The sequence below is a fragment of the Vasconcelosia minhoensis LEGE 07310 genome, assembly GCF_015207255.1.
GTDB classification, from domain to species: Bacteria; Cyanobacteriota; Cyanobacteriia; order Phormidesmidales; family Phormidesmidaceae; genus Vasconcelosia; species Vasconcelosia minhoensis.
Map to the genome: position 1 here is coordinate 22,099 of NZ_JADEXG010000032.1, position 17,039 is coordinate 39,137.

Consider the following 17,039-nt stretch of genomic DNA (forward strand, 5'->3'; position numbering starts at 1 on the left):
CTAAAACCCTAGTTTATCCCAGGCGGCGAGGACGAGGCGCTGGGTGCGGTATTCGCCGAACTGCTTGAGTTCATTATTTTTCAGGACGCGGAAGGTTTCGCTGGGGAAGTCGGGGCCGTAGAGGTCGGCAGGGTCGAGGATATAGCGCAGCTCGTCGCGGCTGAGCCCGTAGAGGTGGGCGTAATAGGCGTCGAGGTCGGCCCGGAGGAGGGCGCGGCGCTCTGGGTTCCAGATGAAGGGCTCACCGTCGTAACCCATGTCTTGGGCGAAGGGTTGCAGGTCCCAGGCGGTGTAGGTGAGTTCGAGGACGCGGGGAGCGATGAAGTCGATGTCGGCACGGCTGTAGCTGTTTGGGGGGATAACAGGGAGTTGTTCAAAGATAAAAGTTGAAAGATGATTGCCGCTGACTTTTTGTCGCGCGCAGTAATCAAACACCAGAGAATTGATGCAGGCTAGGAAACATAATACAAGAGCGGTCTTTACACTTTCATCAAAGTATACAATCTTGCAAGTTTCAGATGCAAAAACCCTGGGTATGAAAGCTGCGATTGCAGTTCTGAAGACTCCCGAGCTTGTGATATCTCTAAAAGCTAGAAGCCACCTTTTTTTTGTGTGATGAGAAATAAATTTCGAAAGAAAATCCGATTCAACCCAGTATCTTGGAATAGAAAATAAGTTTACCTGCTTATGCTGATCGTCGTCCAGCTCTGGAAGCTTACCTTGGTTTTCCTGAGCTTTAGATTGATTTTTATAAGTTCCGAATCGATGATCGAACTGGTGAATCATTTTAGCTTCGTATACAGGTAGAAATGTTTTTTCTTTACACACTAAAGAATTCATGCTAGAGCTATAGCCTCGGCTGGATAAATCCTTTTTTGTGATAAAAAGCTCGGAATCATCAGTTTGGTTGAGCATCCTATGAATTGAAATCTTCCAAGGATTTGAATCTTTGCTGTTATCTCTAATAACTGAAGTGTAGGCATATATTTTTTTTGTTAGGTCAGCGTCAACACGAGTTCTGAAGATAGGAGATGTTTTTGTATTCGGATTCACCAAGATAATTTCTGGAGAAAGCATCTCATACTGCCTCAATTTTTCGCTTATATCTCCAGACTTACGACAGTAGAATGCAAAACTAACACCTTTGTTCTTCATAGCCGCTTTTCCTGAAATTGACATCAAAACAAATTTGAATGCATGATGCACCTCGGGGAACATAAACTCTTCGTTTTCAAATCCCCAGAGCGACATTAGTCTTTCATCTTCTATTAAATGTGAAAAGAATTGCTTATTTCCATCATCTGTTGCTATTCCCAAGGGCACGATCAGGCCACTTGCTCCGCAAAGCGAAATTCCATTGAGGAAAAGTTCTGAGAATATTGAATATGTATTCAGCTTTCCGTTACCAGTTAGTGGAAATCGAAGGCTGAGCTTAATGAATTTATCAATTGACTCAACTTCTTTCCTATAATCTTCAAACTGTCTGTAAGTCTCAGGACTTTCTTGCCTTAAGCTCTCGATCATTTTCTTGCGTTTAGAGCCTGTAGCCTTTGAAACCTCCGGGACTTTAACTGCAAAAAAAGGCTTCTCCTCAACCTGGATTTTTTCCCAAGGTGGATTCCCCAACATACAGTCAAACCCACCCTGCTCAAACACCTCCGGGAACTCCAGCGGCCAGTGAAAAAACCGCTTTTCCTCTGCCAGCCGATCTGCCGCATCTACTACCTGATCCAGCCGACTGTTGCCCTGGAGCAGATTTTTCACCAGCGCCGAAGTTGGCAACAGCTGTAGATTCTGCTCCGTCAGCGGCATAAAAAACGCCGCTGTCCACAGATTGCAGGCCGACCGGTCCCTCAACCACGACATCAGATGCCGACTGCGCTCATACTTCGCCTGCTTTAGCCGCACCGCCGCCGGGTCGTCATCCTTCATTCCCTCCACCTCGCGCCATGCCTTGGCATAGGTTTCGCGATCGCGCTCAAAGTTCTCAAACACCAGCTCAAACTGCCCCGCTGCCGAGCTTTCGCGCTCCTGCTTATTGCGCTTTTTGAACTGAGAGGCCAGCTTCTTGTCATCCCCCGTCACCGGCTTAAAGGCATTATCCGGAATCCCTTCCTTTAGACAGTCCAGATCCAGCACCCCCACCAGCGAATTGCCGCACTTAATCCGATGGTCCAAAAAATTCAGCGACAGACCTCGGCAGAGCCCTTCTAGCCATAGCGCCACCTTACAGAGGTCCACTGCCAAAGGATTCAAATCGACGCCATAAATGCAGTGCTGGATGACATCGCGGATAGCCACTCGTAGGGGTTCCGGGCCGGGCTGGGCTTCTCCGGTGCGGACTTGGGCGAGTTCTTTGCCAATGCGGCGGGCGGCAGCGAGGAGAAAATGGCCAGAGCCGCAGGCGGGGTCGCAGATTTTTAGGGAGAGGAGGGCTTGGGATTGGGCTTGTTGGCGATTTAGATTCCGCAACCGCTCCTCAATCACCGGCTCCAGCGCACTCTTAATCAACTGCCCCACCAGCTCCGGCGGCGTGTAATAGGACCCTGTCGTTTTGCGATCGCTCCCCGTCACCAGCTGAAATTCCCAATTCCCCTGCCGCTGCACTACCTGAGGATGGAAGTCCAGCAGGCTTTCGTAGACGCTGCCCAGCTCCTCCACATCCAGCGCGCCGTAATTCACCCGCCGCCGCTGGCCCTTCTGCTCATAGAGCGACAGCTGCCGCAGCGCCAGGGTCAAATCGTGGTTATCGATCGCACAGCCGTCTAGCTCGGCTAGCGTGTGGGAGCCGAACAGATCGCCATCCAGCGGCGTCAGGCCCAGCATCTGGCCGCGCCAGTTTTCGTCAAATAGCTGAAAAGTGACCCGCAGCCCCTGCCACAGGTCTTGAAAGCCTTCCCGCCGCCAGCTGGGTCGCTCTGCCAGGGTTCGCAGCCGCTCAATGCTGTAGTAGTCCTGATAGATTCTTGCCTGCTCCGGGTCATCGGCAGAGAGCAGCAGACTGCGCGACTCCGCCACCATCAGGAACAGCAGCCGGTAGATCAGCATGAGCAGCAGCCGGTAGTAAGCAGTATCTGTTAATCCCTCACCCCCGACCCCTCTCCCAGAGAGCGAGGGGAGATTGGATTGGTTCCCCTTCTCCCCCGGGGAGAAGGAGCTAGGGGATGAGGGCCGGGAAGCAGTAAAAGAGGGGAATTTATCCCTCAAAGCCTGGTTGCTAGGATGCTGTAAGAATCCTGACCCCAGAGTCCTCAGCGCCGACTCCACGCCGTCTCGCAGGCGATCGCGCACCCGACCGCCCTGCTGTACCGACGCCTGGTGATAAACCTCTAGCAGGCAGTCGTCGGCATCCTCCATGCCCTGCGGCAGGCGAGAGCGATGGAACAGCCGATAAAACAGGCCAAACTCAGCAAAATTTTCCCCGTTGAGAATCTGCTCTAGGTCAAACTCCACATAGGTCAGCCGCGTCATCAACGTAGAGTCTCGCAGCAGCCGCCACCGTAGCCCATTCGTCACCACCGACCAGAGATGCTCAGTCCGGTTCAGATATTCCTGCACCAGCGCATGGGCCGACAGCCGAGGCGTGCCGCTGGGAGGCCGCTGCTCTAGCCGCAGGCGGCAGCCGATGATATGCACCGGGGGCCTATTTTCGCCCCGCTCGGCCCGGTGCGAAATGGCATAGGTCTGCCCCTCGACTACCTCTGCTTTAGCGGTGTAGACCGGCTTGTAACCCAGGCTCATCATCAGCGGCACCGCCCACTGCTCGCGAGTCGCAGAGGTCGCCGGGTCATCCTCCGGCAGTCGGGAAACGGCTCGTTGAAACGCTGACCAGTAGGCTTTGGCATCGCCCCAGGCGATCGCGATTTCATCCGCCAGCTTGTCACCCCGATCCAGGCCAAAGTCCTCCGGAGACTGGCCCCGAGCCTCGCCAGCCAAAATTTCCGCCGTCAGATCCGGCGCAATCAGATTGCCTTGAATATCCACCCCGACTGGCATATCGACTGGATTCCTCATCCCGCTTCCCTCCGCTGGCCGGGCTGGAGCACGAACAGGCCCAGGACATCCATCGGCAGCTGGGGCTTCACCCGGATCTGGCCCTCCTTCGTGATGCTGCGGACGCGCCGATGGGACTGGGCGAGTGACTGGCTGCGCCCCTGGGCGATCGCGGCTAGCTCCGGCTCAAGCTGGCCCAGGCTGTTAACCAAACTTTCCATTTCCATCCGCTTCAGGGCCGGGGCGATATCCCCTACCGGTTCCGCCTGCTGGAGCAGCCGCTGCGCCGCATTTTCCTCCAGCCATAGCGGATTTGAAGGGGGGCCGGTAAACCCAGCGACAAAGCATTCCTCAGCTAGCAGCGTCTCGACTCGGGGGCTGCTGAGCAGATAGCGCGATCGCAGCAGCAAAATCGTTGTGCGCTGCGCCACCGCATCGGTAATCGTAAAGCCACAGCGAGCCGCGATCGGGTCCTGCCGGTTTACCAATGTCTCCTCCAGCAGATAGCGGGCCAGGCCCTCCACCAGCGGATGATTGCGCCCCACATACTCAACCCCTTCGGACGCGGGAGTACTAAAGGTGATCATGCGCGGTTCCGTCCCTAATATAGGCTGTAGCGGCAGGGGAATCGACGGCAGCCGCCAGCCCTGCTTTTTCTGCTGTAGGGACGCATTCAATCGACCACAGGCGGCCTTCACAAAGCGCTCTACGTCGGCTTCGCTACCCAAAATTTGTTCCGACTCTACCAGCTCCTGCTCCACCTCATGCGGCTTAATCGCCCGCTGGGCAAACCGGGTGCGGCTGACCTTTTCTCGCTCCACCGCCCGGTCCCAGCTTTTATGCACCTGATCGACAGCGGCTTCTTCTGCATCCAGCAGGTCTATCAGCGAAAGCTGCTCTGCATCGGCCTTACGGTCGAACAGCGACTTAAATACGGCCTCTGAAACGGTAGCGCTGTCCATCGGCACAGGTACCGTAATTCCCAGCGTCTTGTGGATTTCTACCGCCTTGCGAATCAAGACAGTCAGCACCGCGCCATCGACCGGGTTATCCTGCCCATAGAGCAGATAGCTTTTGACCACTGGCGCGGTCTGGCCGTAGCGGTCCACCCGGCCTTCCCGCTGCTCCAGCCGGTTTGGATTCCAGGGCAGGTCGTAGTGAATCACCGCATTGAAAAACGCTTGGAGATTCACCCCTTCACTCAGGCAGTCCGTCGCCACCAGTATCCGCTGCGGATAGGTGGTCAGCTCCGCCAGGCGAACTTCGCGCTCATCCTCAGACAGCTCACCCGTAATCGCGATCGCGCGGATTTTGCTGCCCCGTTTTTTCTCAAACTTATCCCGCAGCTGCTCTGCTACATAGTTGGCCGTAGCAATGTAGCGACACCAGATAATCGGATTGAAGCCATCATCCAGCAGGGACTGGAGGGTTGCGATCGCGGCCTGAAGCTTAGCATCCTGAGCGCCTTTAATCTGGCTAGTCGCCTGAATAAACCCCCTGAGCTTACGGCGATCGGCATCTTTGTAGGTGCGCTGACCCTGCTCAACTGCGATCGTTGGCTGGGCATCGATCGCCTGCTCCTGGTCGGTCGGGTCGTAGGTGTAGGCGATCATCAGGTCTTCATCAATCTCAGCCGTCGGGGCTATCTCCGTCTTCCTCACCTGCTTGGTCAGGGTTGCCACGGCAGCTTCCGGGGAAGACATCACACAGCGAATCAGGGCCAACGCCGCCCAGTAGCGTCCTCGCCGCTGGGCATAGCTCATCTCCTGGGTAGTGGTCTGCACCAGCCCCCGGGCAAAGTTATAGACCTGCTCAAACAGGGCACGGTATTCTGTAGACAGCTTGTACGGCTGCTCCAGGGGGTCGCGCTCAGGAAAAGGCGTCTCATTGCCCAGCCACTGCTTCACGTCAGCCCGGCGGCGCTGGACGAAATGGCTGGCCAGCTCAATCCGCTGCGCCTGGGTGAGGCTGTTGACATCCCAGGTCTCAAATTTGCGATTAAGCAGGCCCATAATCGACAGAAAGGACTCTTCAATCCCGCTGTGAGGCGTTGCGGTCAGCAGGACCAGATGCTGACTTTGTCGCTGAACGATTTCCTGAAGCAGCTGATGCCGCTGCTGAGAAGCACTCTGCCCACCGGGGCGAGCGCAGGTATGGGCCTCATCCACGATCACTAAATCGGGGCAGTGGGTCAAAAAGCTGGCCCGACGGCGATCCGATTTGGCATAGTCCAGGCTGACGATGATATGGCGATAGTAGTCAAAAACAGAGTGGTCTCCTCCTGGCAGCCCGCGCTCCAGCTTGCTAACCGTTCCCGAGCGGATCACGACCGCATCGATATGAAATTTTTCCCGTAGCTCCCGCCGCCACTGGTCGCACAGATGCGGCGGGCAGAGCACGGCCAGGCGTTTAACCTCACCCCGATCGAGCATTTCTCGGGCAATCAGCCCAGCTTCTATGGTCTTCCCAATCCCGACATCATCCGCCACCAGCAGCCGAATCGTCTCCAGCCGCAGCGCCATCAGCAGCGGCACTACCTGATAGGGCCGGGGCCGCACCGATAATCGACCCAGCGAGCGAAAGGGACCCGCGCCACTCCGCAGGCTCAGCCGGGCCGCATCCATCAGCAGCTGGGCAGCGGTATGGTCTTGGACGGCCTCTGGATCAGGGGCTGGGAACTGAGCTGAGGTAATCGGCTCTAGCTCCAGCGGACGGTAGATGCCGCAAACCTGCTCTTCACTACCGCTGAGCGGCCTGAGCCGGACGACCTCAGGAATTTCTGAGGGCAGTACAATCCACTCGCGATCGCGGCAGGTCACCACAGACCCAGGTGTAGGAATAAACCGATCAGCCATTCAAGCCCTGACAGTAAGTCCTTTTAAGCGTCCTTATGCCAAGACACTATACCGGTATTCTTAGCTACTTTCCAAGCTTTGTCCAGAGAGACTGTACCCATTTGCGTGAAGAACACCTGCTCGGCTGACAGGGAAGAAGCGTTTGTCTTTAATTCTCGCTTACTGTGGAAGTCTTATTGAGAAAATCTTTTCGGTTTCTCCAATTTCATGTAACAGAGTCAATAGGAATTTCGACAAACCGCTCGCGGGACATTTCTGCACCATAGGCAATGCAGGCCAGGATATCGTTAGGTTCTAACTGAGGATAGTCATCTAGAATTTCGGAGGTCGTTATGCCGCTGGCCATGAAATCTAGAATTAATGACACCCAAATACGATGGCCTCTAATGCAAGGCTTACCAAAGCAGATATTGGGATTGATTGAAATGCGATTCAGCAGTTCTTGGCGAGTCATGATTCGCGAATTGTTTTGCGCTTATGGTTCCATTCTCACAGGTTTAGTCTAGAAATGTTGCTAGCCCGGAAGCGCTTATCTGACTAGCGGCCAGTCTGCGATCGCGTCCGTTGACTGCACCAAATGCATCCCAGCTTGGGCAAAGCGCTCATAGGCGTCGTCGGCCTGGTCGGTAAAATCGACCACGTCGGGGATGACCACTGGCGAGGTGCAGTCCTCCAGCAGGTAAACCTTTTGGGCCAGAGCCGGGTCGGTAGCCTGAATCTCGCTGAGCAGGTCATCGACCGTCCAGGCGACGCAGTGGCTTTTGGCCTGGCCTGCGACGATGACGGCGTCAAAGGTCAGCAGATGTTCGATAAAGGGATTATTCTTTTCGGCAATGGGCTGGCCGCTGGCGTCTTCTAGGACTTCGGGCCGCAGCACAGAGTAGTTTTCAGTCAGCGGATTGCCGCCTTTGACCTCAAAGCGGGTTTGGCGATCGCGGGCCATATTGTGAAAAAAGCAGGCTTCTTCAAAGGCGGGCACGAGGGCATGGCCAATGCCGCCCAGCATAGAGTGATAGGGCCAGATCGTCAGCGGATATTTGCTGTCGCTGGTAAGACGCTGGACGTAGTGCTGAGCGAAGGTTTGCAGACTATCGTAATCGAAATCAGGCAGGCTCTGAGCCACCGCCGGGTTCACTCGCCACTTTCCCTGCTGCACCTCCTCAGCCGAAAGCGTCGTCATCGGCGCAGGATGCTCGCCGTCTTCATTGACCCAAAAGGCTGCATGAAAAATCTGCATTGCGGTGTGGGTGTCCATCGTCGGCGCAATCTCAGTAATCGCACCTAGGTTGCGGTAGATAAATTCGCACAGCCGCACGTTGTCTTCCACAGCGCCCATGCCCGAGCGTCCGCCGACGAATAGCTCAAAGTCGGGCAGGCAAAAGGTATTCTGAACGTCAATTGCCAGCAGGCAGATGCGGGTTTCGTCGGTATGGGCCAGGGATATGCCGTGCTGCTGCGCCCAGCGCTTGGCCTCGGCGGTACGCTTCTCGTAGGGCACGCGCCAGATTTCGCCGACCCGGGTGGGGTCAAAAAAGTCGGGGGTCCGGGTTTGCAGAGTCATGGGGCTTCAGGGTGAGAAACGTTGGAAATTATGGTAGCGAATAGCGATCGCGAAAGGCCGCCGTCATCTGCCGCAGGGGCGGATCTAGCCGCTGCCAAACCTGACTGGCGATGGGTTCGGGAACGCCGCCGTAAAACGCCTCGGCAATGCCGCCGGTAATGCAGGTGAGCGTATCGGCATCGCCGCCCAGGGAAACCGCATTCCGGATGGCGTCTTCAAAGTCGGTCGATTCCAAAAAGGCGATGATCGCCTCCGGCACCGTTTCCTGACAGGACTCACTGAAGGTGTAGCCGGGCCGAATTTTGTCTAACGGACGGCTGAGATCATAGCCAAACCGCGATTCGATGCCGCTCTTAATATCGCGTTTAGCCTTGCCCTGCCGCGCCCAAAAGATCGCGATCGCGGTGGCCTGCGCCCCCTTAATTCCCTCAGGATGATTGTGGGTCACGGCGGCGCTCTGCTCGGCGGCGGCCAGCACCGAGTCCAGTTCGTCAAAGGCATAGCCCACCGGGCTCACCCGCATCGCCGAACCGTTGCCCCAGCTATAGTAAGGCGCGGCATCGCTCGACGCGGCCCAGGTTCCAAACCGCGCTCCGTAGCCGCCGCAGGGGTGGGGATAGCGCTGGTAGTAGCGCTTAAACGCCTGGATATAGTCGCCGCCGTTCAGCAGCACGTCGGCCACCGCCACGCTGAGGATGGTGTCGTCGGTGAAGCTAGTCTGCGCTGTAAACAGGGGAAATTCCTTTGATTTGTGATTGGCAAATTCGTAGACCGAACCAATCATGTCACCCGCGATCGCGCCTAGCATAGGCCTCATCCTTAGATTTCAATTTGACTCAAAAATTGGATTCTGTAACCGGGTCTTTTAAGCCGTTTTAGCTCAGCGACTGCGCTTCGACCTGATCTGGGGCCTGATGGTTGCTGTTGCCATTCCCCAGCCTTGACCTCGTTGACGCCAGCTGCCGGCCCTGTTCGGAGCAGTCTCCCCCTTCAGCCTGGGCCGGAAAAGTCCAGAGGGCGTCGGGGGGGAGGTGCGCGATCGCGGCTTGACCCACCGCAAAGTTCTGGCTGGGCGGCACCCAGGCTTGCAGTTCCAGGTTAGCAACGGTTTTAAGCGTAAGGTGGCGCTGGGTGCCGATAAAGCGATTTTGGGTCACGGTGACCGGCAGCAGGTTGATGCCGCAGATGGGGTCGGGCATCACGTGGATCTGTTCGGGACGAATGGTGACCTGTACAGGTCCCTGCTGGGGATGCTCGGTGCTGAGGCGGTCGCCGCCGGACAGCTGGAGCTGCCGCTGCTGGGCTTCGGCCGGAAAGAAATTGACGCCGCCGAAAAAGCGGGCGACGGTTTCATCGACCGGGTGCTGGTAGAGGGCTTCTGGCGTATCGACCTGACGCAGGCAGCCGTCGAACATCAGCGCCACCCGGTGGGACATGACGATGGCTTCGCTCTGGTCGTGGGTGACGATAATTAGGGTGACGCCGGTTTCGTCCTGGAGCCGCAAAATCAGCTCCTGCATATCGCTGCGCAGGCTGGCATCGAGGGCAGACAGCGGCTCATCCAGCAGCAGCAGCTTGGGCTGGATCACCAGCGATCGCGCCACCGCCACCCGCTGCGCCTGCCCGCCCGAAAGCTCCGAGGGGCTACGATTTTCAAAGCCGCTGAGCTGCACCTGGTCGAGCATCGCGATCGCGCGTTCCGCCTGCTCAACTCGGCTAACGCCTCGCATCTTCAGCCCAAAGGCGACATTCTCGCCGACGCTCAGGTGCGGAAACAGCATTCCCTTTTGCAGCACCAGGGCCATTCCTCGCTTTTCCGGCGGCACCCGGCGCAGCGATCGCGCCTCTAGAAATATGTCGCCCTGGTCGGGCTGAAGGATCCCGGCCATCAGCTGTAGGGTCGTGGATTTGCCGCAGCCAGAGGGACCCAGCAGAGAAATCCGTTCGCCGGGATTGACATCCAACCAAAGCTCCCGGACGGCGGGAGTACCGTGGAACGTTTTGGTCAGATTTTGGAGGGAGAGATAGGGCATGGGAGTTGGCAGGGAGTCGGTCTTAAACATCGCCCAGGCCTCCAATCGCCGCATCGCTTCGCAAAGCCCGACTGGAAAACAGCAGAAAGATCAGGGCTGGCAGGATAGAGGTAATCGAAATAGCTGCCGTCAGGCCGGTGTTGCCTCCCTGCAAGGAGGTAAACAGCACCATGGGCAGGGTGAAGACTCTGCCGCTGCCGACGAAGAAGGTCAGCAGAAACTCATTCCAGGAAATCAAAAAGGCGAATAAAGCCCCCACGACGACGCCGGGAGCGACCAGCGGCAGGGTAATCTGCCAGAGCACCTGAATCGGTGAAGCCCCTAGGGAGCGGGCCTGGGCTTCGTAGCCGGTGTCAAAGTTGGCGTAGACGCTGCTGAGCACGAGGGTCATATAGGGGATAGTCGGCAGTAGGTGAACCAGGACGACGCCGAGAATCGTGCCGCTCAGCCCCAGGCGGATCAGCATAAACTGAATCCCCATCAGGGTTGCCAGGGGAGAAACGATAATCGGCAGCAGCAGGAAAAGCTTAATCGCGCCTTTGCCAGGGAACGTCATTAGCCCCAGGGCGCGACCGGCGGGCAGACCGACCAGCAGCGCCAGGCCGGTCGAAATGCTGGCAATCAGCAGACTCTGAAAAAAGCCCTGGCCCACTTTGCTACTGATCGCTAAGATACTGACCCAGTTTTGCAGGGTCCAATCCTGAGGCAGCAGCTGCGGAAAATACCAGCCTTTGGCAAAGGACCAGATCAGCAGGGGTAAAAACGGCAGAAACAGCACCGTCACAATCAGCAGTAAGGCTAGCTTTCGGGTCATGGCTGCCTCCGCCCGACCAGCCAGCGGTAGGGTTTGCCAGAGCTCAGCCACAGGTAGCAGGCGATCAGGCTCATGGAAATGGCGGAAAGGATCAGACCCAGCGCGATCGCGACTGCCCGCTGGTTCAGGTCCACATCGGTGAACGCCTGATACACCAGCACCGGCAAGGTTTTAGGATAGGTAGAGCCCAGCAAAAACGGCACTTCAAAGGAACCAAAAATAAAGCCAAACACGATCAGGCTAGCCGAAATGATCCCCGGTCGCATCAGCGGCAGGGTGACATGCCAGAAGCACTGCCAGGGGTTCGCCCCCAGGGCTCGGGCCTGAATGCCGTACTCCGGCCGAATGCCCCGCAGCACCGCCAGCAAAATCAGGGTCATGAACGGAATTTCTTTCCACAAGAAGTGGATCATCACGCCAAAATTAGCCCCGTCATTCACCAGCAGCGGAAAGTCCTGATCTGAGCTAATCCAGCCCAGGCTAAACAGCAGCCGCGACAGCAGTCCGCTGGGGGAGAGCAGCAGCAAAATGCCGGCGATACCGACCAGGTGGGGAATCGGCAGGGTAAGCTGACAGGCAAAGCTGGCCCAGCGGCCGGTCCCCTGCAGCAGCATTGCCAGGCCAACGCTGAGCACAGTTGAAAGCACCGTCGTCGTCAGGGCAATGTACAGGCTGAGGCCCAAAGACTGCCAAAACTCGCCGCTGCCCAGGGCCTGCCGATAGGCCTCTAGCGAGAGGCTGCCCTCGCTGGTGAGCCCCAGCAGCCCAACGCTCTGCAAAAATGCCAGGATCAGGCCGCCGCCAAAAAGGACGGCAATCAGACTGACGGCGGGCAGCAACAGCAGGTAGGCCTGCCAGGAAATCTCGGAAAGCTGCTGTCGCCACCGTCCGAACCGCCCCCGCTGGCGGACCAGCTTGGGATGGGCGCTGGTCATGGCAGCGGTTCCTCCAGCCAGTCCATCACCTCGGCCCAGAGCTGGGGAAACTGCCGCCGACTGTCTTCGAGCCGCGCCATCCGACTGGCCGCGCTGGCGCTTTCCGCCAGCGAGTCGGCATACCAGCGGCGGGCGGTGACCCAGTAGCCTGCGGTCCAGCAGAGCGATCGCACCGCTGGAAACGCCCCAAACACGGTAAAGTGAATCCGTATTTTCTGAGCTAGCGCGGCATCTTCCAGGGCGTCATAGTAGATTTTCAGGAAAAACTGCCGGTCTGCTGGCGGCAGCTGATAGCCCTGAAAGCGGCGAACCGTCACCGGCGATAGAAAATGGCCCAGGTCACCAGCCGGAGAACCAATCTCAGCCCACTCCCAATCGATTAAAAATGCCTGCCGGTCGTCGATCACCCAGTTCTCGTAGGTGTGATCGCTATGCACCAAGCATTCATGAAAATGGTCTGACAGCAGCGACTCCGAGGCTAGCCGCGCCTCAGCTTTGGCCAGCACCGATCGGAGCATCTCCACGATTTCTGGCTCCGCCTCTGGCGCGTCTAGGTAGGGCTGGGCATAGTCCCGCGCTTCTTCAAAAAACAGCGTTAGGGGACGGCTCACCCGCTGCACCAGGGGCGTCAGCTGGGCTAGATTTTCATAGCCTGCCCGCAGCGGCAGCCGATGCAGGCGAGCTAGGGTTTCGGCGCAGCGCTGAAGCTGCGGACGGCTATAGTCCAGCGGCTGGCCGGGGATGTAATTTGTAATCAAATAGGTATAGGGAAAGTCGTCACTGGGCGCTAGCTTTTGACCGAGCAGGCGATGGCCCAGGCCGCTGCCCTGGAGATAGCGCAGGATGGTCCATTCAAAGGTCGTCAGGCGGCTGAAGTCTCCCTGAAACCGCTGATTTGGCGTATTTACCGCGACTCGAACCAGCCGGTCTTGACCCAGCCGAAAGATGGCGTTGGCTTCGCCATGGGCCAGCAGCGCTAACGTATCGCTCTCCGTGCCGATAGACCGCGATCGCAGATGACGCTGTAACTGCTCCCGAAGCTGTCCCAGATTGAGCGAGGTTGAGGCAGGCAATAGTATCCGACTGAATGCAGCAAGGCTGTGAATACTATAGCGGGCCTAAACTACCCCCGATATAAGTAGAGGCTTAAATTTTCCTGAGAGCGGGTCGCAACCTATGCCTTTCGATAAGCCCAGCTTCATAAATTCCTCATATTGCCGGACTACGCTCACAGATAGAGCTAGCGACATCGCTGGCCGCAATTAAATCTATGCTTCAGAGACCGTTGGAGGAACGATGGCTATTGACTTTGCCCAGGACACCCAAAATCGGCTTAACAATCGAACCAGCCGCCTGGTTTGCCGCATCGACCAGCCCCAGGTCGGCTACCAGGAAAGCTTTTCGCCCCAGGCTGAAATTCAAGAAGCGCCCGATGCCTGCTATGTGTTCTTAGACCTGCCAGGAATCGATAGCAGCGATATCAGCATCGAAGTATTTCAAGACTCCGTACTGGTCAGCGGCTACCGTCCAGCCTGCGAGTCTCACCGGCATCGAGCCATTTTAGAGACTGAGCTGACCTACGGTCGGTTTGAGCGCCTGATCCAGCTGCCGACGGCGATTGACTGTCCCAGAGTTCATGCGGAGTATACCCACGGCATTTTGCGGCTACAGCTGCCTAAAGCGTCGGGGAATCAATAGAGCATTCACTGGGCTCTAATATAGAGATCTGGCGCTGGCTATCTAGAGGGTGATGGATAGAACAGTGATATTGAACAACTTCTAGCCTATGAATGCCCCTATTGCCAGTGCCAGAGTGAGCATACTGAAGGACTGCGCAGCGAAACGGCAAGACCGAGGTGTTCAGCAGCGGATACCTCTAGGGTAGGCGAACCTATAGCTTCCTATGTCCGACCAGTGATGCCCGTCAGATCATTCATGCGGCTCGGCAGGGGAGTGCCACCGTATAGTATGTAAGTCAGGATTTGAATATCACAAGCGTGGTGTAGCGTGATACTGCTCGATATGCCCCCGCTGCTGATAGCCAGCTCAAATTCCTTCAGCTGGTTGACTATTCCCATCAGGACCAGATCATGCGGTTCATTGACTAGATTCATCAGAGGATGGGATTGGTTGCCCTTAGGTTCGCAGCGCACGGCACTCGGTAGAGCTGGCGCATTCGCCAAAAGCGACTTTATCACCCGATAGACAGAACTGGTTGATATGCAGTGCTGAGTATATTGACTTTCATTGACGCTTAGACTAGACTGAGAGCCGACCTTCGAGTAAATTTTTAGCTGACTAATAGCTAAGGATTAATGGTTTCAGCGTCATAGAATATACACACTGGCGTCAGTATATATGCGCTATTTGAAAGCTGATAAACGTTTATAAATTATCATATTTTTTACTGTAGAAGACGAGATAACGTTGTAGCAAACGATAAATGTGTTAACAGAGAAATGTCAACAGTTAATCACGACGCCATAGTTGAAAATATCAAGCGACTGACAGATACTGTGGATATATTTGTCAATAAATGTAACGACCTTGAGGGAAGAATCTCAGAATTACAAACTCAATTATCAATGGAAAGCGAGAGATTAACCGATGTTATTGGTTCAGCAGTTGGTTCAGCAGTTGTCGACTTAAGAGAAGAGTATACTTTACTTCGTGAAGAAGTAAATTCCGCTATTTCTCAGCTGGAAGAAGGACAATCAAAGACGGATGCCAAACTTTACGAAATTAAGGAGAGGTTTGAAAAAGTTTACGAAAGAACGATAGGTCTTAACGAGAGAATCGATGGATTTACAGCGCAGATTGATTTTCTGAGGGACAATATTAAAGCCCTTGCTACTAAGCAGCACGTAGATGATTCTATTGGCAAAGCAATAGCTGAACAAAGTCGATTATTAACTAGTGAGTTGGCTTCAAATAAGTTACTAGAAAAGCTGGAGAAGCGACTAGCTGGCGATGATGGGCAAGGGGGCCTAACTGGTGTAATTAGGGAAGTAAAATCCAGTTTAGAAACTGATTTAAATATGCTAATGGATAAACTCAATAGCAAAAGAGATTTTATCGTAAATGTTTCTGTAACCGGGTTAATTGCTTTACTGGGCGCAGGGGGAATTACAACTTGGCTTATTGATCGGTCAATATCACCTATTGATGCAAAAGTCGAGCAGATTGAGGCTCAAAGTTTGCAGATAAGTGAGGATGTTGAAGAAATCAAAAGTGTAATACTAGATAGGTAACCGTTCAGGGGGTTACGGTTGAGTGTTAGATGCGGCACTATCTGAGTGCTCAGGCAAAAGGCTAGGTGCCAGATGACCATAGCGAGCTGCCCCACAAGCGTCAGCGAGGAACTCTAATACGTTGCGGAGCGTGCAGTGAAGTCACTGCCGTCATCATCCGAGAGACAAACTCAGAGCCCGCCTGCGACTGAGCGCCAAAGCTGGTGCGCCGCCAAATCACAGCTGGCCGCAGAGCTCGTTCGGCAGCATTGTTCGTCGGCTCTACCCCGGGCGTATCGACAAACGTCCATAGCGCTGGTTCGACCTGCAACAGCTTGCGACAGGTGCGCACCGTTTTGGCCAAAGGCGTCCGCTCCTTGGCAGTCATCGAGATTTGGGCTGCCGCTTCGAGTTCGGCTTTGAACCCTCGCTGCAACGGCACGATAGCCTGGCTAAAAGCAGCGCGACTCAAGGTCCCATCGCGTACCCGATGCCAGAGGCGAAACAGTCGTCGCTCTCGTCTGAGCAATGCTTCACCAACCGCCTGCGACACCCCGCTGCGCTCTGCGATAGCGGTTAGGTCTCGCTTTAGATGTGCCCAGCACACCTGTCGCTGCGCCAGCGCTATCCAGTTGTAGCTGCTGTAGCGGTCCGAGACCACAACGCCGCTCACCGCCTCGCCGATGAGGGTTTGTGCTGTCGCCTGCGACCGGCTCAGGGCCACCTCAAAAAAGCTCACCAGCGGCGTCACCAGCACCCACATCCAGCCCCGCTTGCCGCTCGGGTTGCTGCCGTCAGCGTTGCCCTGCTGGAAGCTAGTTTCATCGCTATGCAGCACCGCTGAGCCCTGCACATACTGCTGGGCGGCCGCCACCGGCTCGGCCAGTGCTGCACTCAGCTCCCGCCGCATCCGGTTGACGCTGCCGCTGCTCACCCGAATCTCGAACACCTCGCTCAGCAGTGACACCACCTGCCGATGGCTCTGCCGGTAGCGTCCGCTCAACAGCCCCACGAATGCGCTCAGCCGTTCGCCATAGCCGCTCACCGTCACCGCCGGCGGCAGCTCCGCCCGGGTCGCACTGCCACAGTGCTCGCACACCCGCTGATGCAGCTGATGCTCATACACCTCTGGTGCCATCGACGGCAAATCCACTACCTGGTGCCGTTCGGGGCTTGGGTCTTCCCCGCTCAGCGCTGCGCCGCAGCGCTTACATTGCTCGGGATAGTAGGCTTTGACCTCCTTGCACTGCTCGCTCGGATACAGGTCGCGGCGGTGCCCCCGATGCCCCGGCTGTCCCCCGCGTTTGCGCTTCTTTCCCTGCGGTTTGGCTTTAGCATCCGGTGGTGGCCCAAAGCCGTCGCTCGAGGGCGGCTTCGATGAGTTCTTTGAGTTCTTCGTTAACCGCTCTTCCAGATGGGCAACACGCTCGTGCAACTGCCCTATCTGACCCATGACTTCTGTCACCAGCGTCTTTACGCTCGCCGGTGTGGCCTCCCAATCGGACCGCGCTATGCGGCTGCCTGCTAGCTCGATCTCATCCGTCATAGCCATAGCTTACCTGATGCTGCCCGGTGTGACCCCTATTCCTTGCTTACCCCCCTGAACGGTTACCTCAGT

At 56.2% G+C, this 17,039-nt stretch carries 11 protein-coding genes and 1 pseudogene; 2 read left to right on the plus strand and 10 right to left on the minus strand.

Annotated features, from left to right (window positions below; translation table 11 throughout):
• From IQ241_RS14070 to IQ241_RS14110, 9 genes are all read right to left on the minus strand, one after another.
• Entirely contained in the window at positions 1 to 4,014 is a 4,014-nt protein-coding gene (locus IQ241_RS14070; RefSeq protein ID WP_193908223.1) for an Eco57I restriction-modification methylase domain-containing protein, read from the minus strand.
• Positions 4,011 to 6,848, minus strand: a complete 2,838-nt coding sequence (locus IQ241_RS14075) for a helicase-related protein (RefSeq protein ID WP_193908225.1) — start codon at positions 6,846 to 6,848, stop codon at positions 4,011 to 4,013. The genes IQ241_RS14070 and IQ241_RS14075 overlap by 4 nt, the downstream gene beginning before the upstream one ends.
• A 205-nt stretch (positions 6,849 to 7,053) precedes the next feature.
• Entirely contained in the window at positions 7,054 to 7,302 is a 249-nt protein-coding gene (locus tag IQ241_RS14080; RefSeq protein WP_193908227.1) for a DUF433 domain-containing protein, read from the minus strand.
• A gap of 75 nt (positions 7,303 to 7,377) precedes the next feature.
• Complete coding sequence (locus IQ241_RS14085) at positions 7,378 to 8,409, minus strand: cysteine hydrolase family protein (RefSeq protein ID WP_193908229.1); 1,032 nt, start codon at positions 8,407 to 8,409, stop codon at positions 7,378 to 7,380.
• A 28-nt stretch (positions 8,410 to 8,437) separates the two neighbouring features.
• Positions 8,438 to 9,217, minus strand: a complete 780-nt coding sequence (locus IQ241_RS14090; RefSeq protein WP_193908281.1) for an ADP-ribosylglycohydrolase family protein — start codon at positions 9,215 to 9,217, stop codon at positions 8,438 to 8,440.
• A 67-nt stretch (positions 9,218 to 9,284) separates the two neighbouring features.
• The gene (locus tag IQ241_RS14095) at positions 9,285 to 10,472 is read right to left on the minus strand and encodes an ABC transporter ATP-binding protein (RefSeq protein WP_228021714.1); all 1,188 of its coding nucleotides are present in this window, start codon (positions 10,470 to 10,472) and stop codon (positions 9,285 to 9,287) included.
• Entirely contained in the window at positions 10,465 to 11,307 is an 843-nt protein-coding gene (locus IQ241_RS26185) for an ABC transporter permease (protein WP_322743661.1), read from the minus strand. Before IQ241_RS26185 ends, IQ241_RS14095 begins: the two co-directional genes overlap by 8 nt.
• Complete coding sequence (locus IQ241_RS14105; protein WP_193908234.1) at positions 11,253 to 12,191, minus strand: ABC transporter permease; 939 nt, start codon at positions 12,189 to 12,191, stop codon at positions 11,253 to 11,255. The genes IQ241_RS26185 and IQ241_RS14105 overlap by 55 nt, the downstream gene beginning before the upstream one ends.
• Positions 12,188 to 13,264 (minus strand): phosphotransferase, encoded by a 1,077-nt coding sequence (locus IQ241_RS14110; RefSeq protein WP_193908236.1) that lies wholly within the window; start codon positions 13,262 to 13,264, stop codon positions 12,188 to 12,190. Before IQ241_RS14110 ends, IQ241_RS14105 begins: the two co-directional genes overlap by 4 nt.
• 223 nt (positions 13,265 to 13,487) lie before the next feature.
• Between IQ241_RS14110 and IQ241_RS14115 the strand changes: the two genes are divergently transcribed.
• Both IQ241_RS14115 and IQ241_RS14120 read left to right on the plus strand, forming a co-directional pair.
• Positions 13,488 to 13,889 carry an Hsp20/alpha crystallin family protein gene (locus IQ241_RS14115; RefSeq protein ID WP_193908238.1) on the plus strand — a complete coding sequence of 134 codons (402 nt, stop codon included), beginning with the start codon at positions 13,488 to 13,490 and terminating at the stop codon, positions 13,887 to 13,889.
• A gap of 761 nt (positions 13,890 to 14,650) precedes the next feature.
• Complete coding sequence (locus tag IQ241_RS14120; protein WP_193908240.1) at positions 14,651 to 15,442, plus strand: hypothetical protein; 792 nt, start codon at positions 14,651 to 14,653, stop codon at positions 15,440 to 15,442.
• 12 nt (positions 15,443 to 15,454) lie between these two features.
• Here the strand turns inward: IQ241_RS14120 and tnpC are convergent.
• Positions 15,455 to 16,967, minus strand: a pseudogene (gene tnpC, locus IQ241_RS14125) (IS66 family transposase).
• Positions 16,968 to 17,039 lie beyond the last annotated feature (72 nt).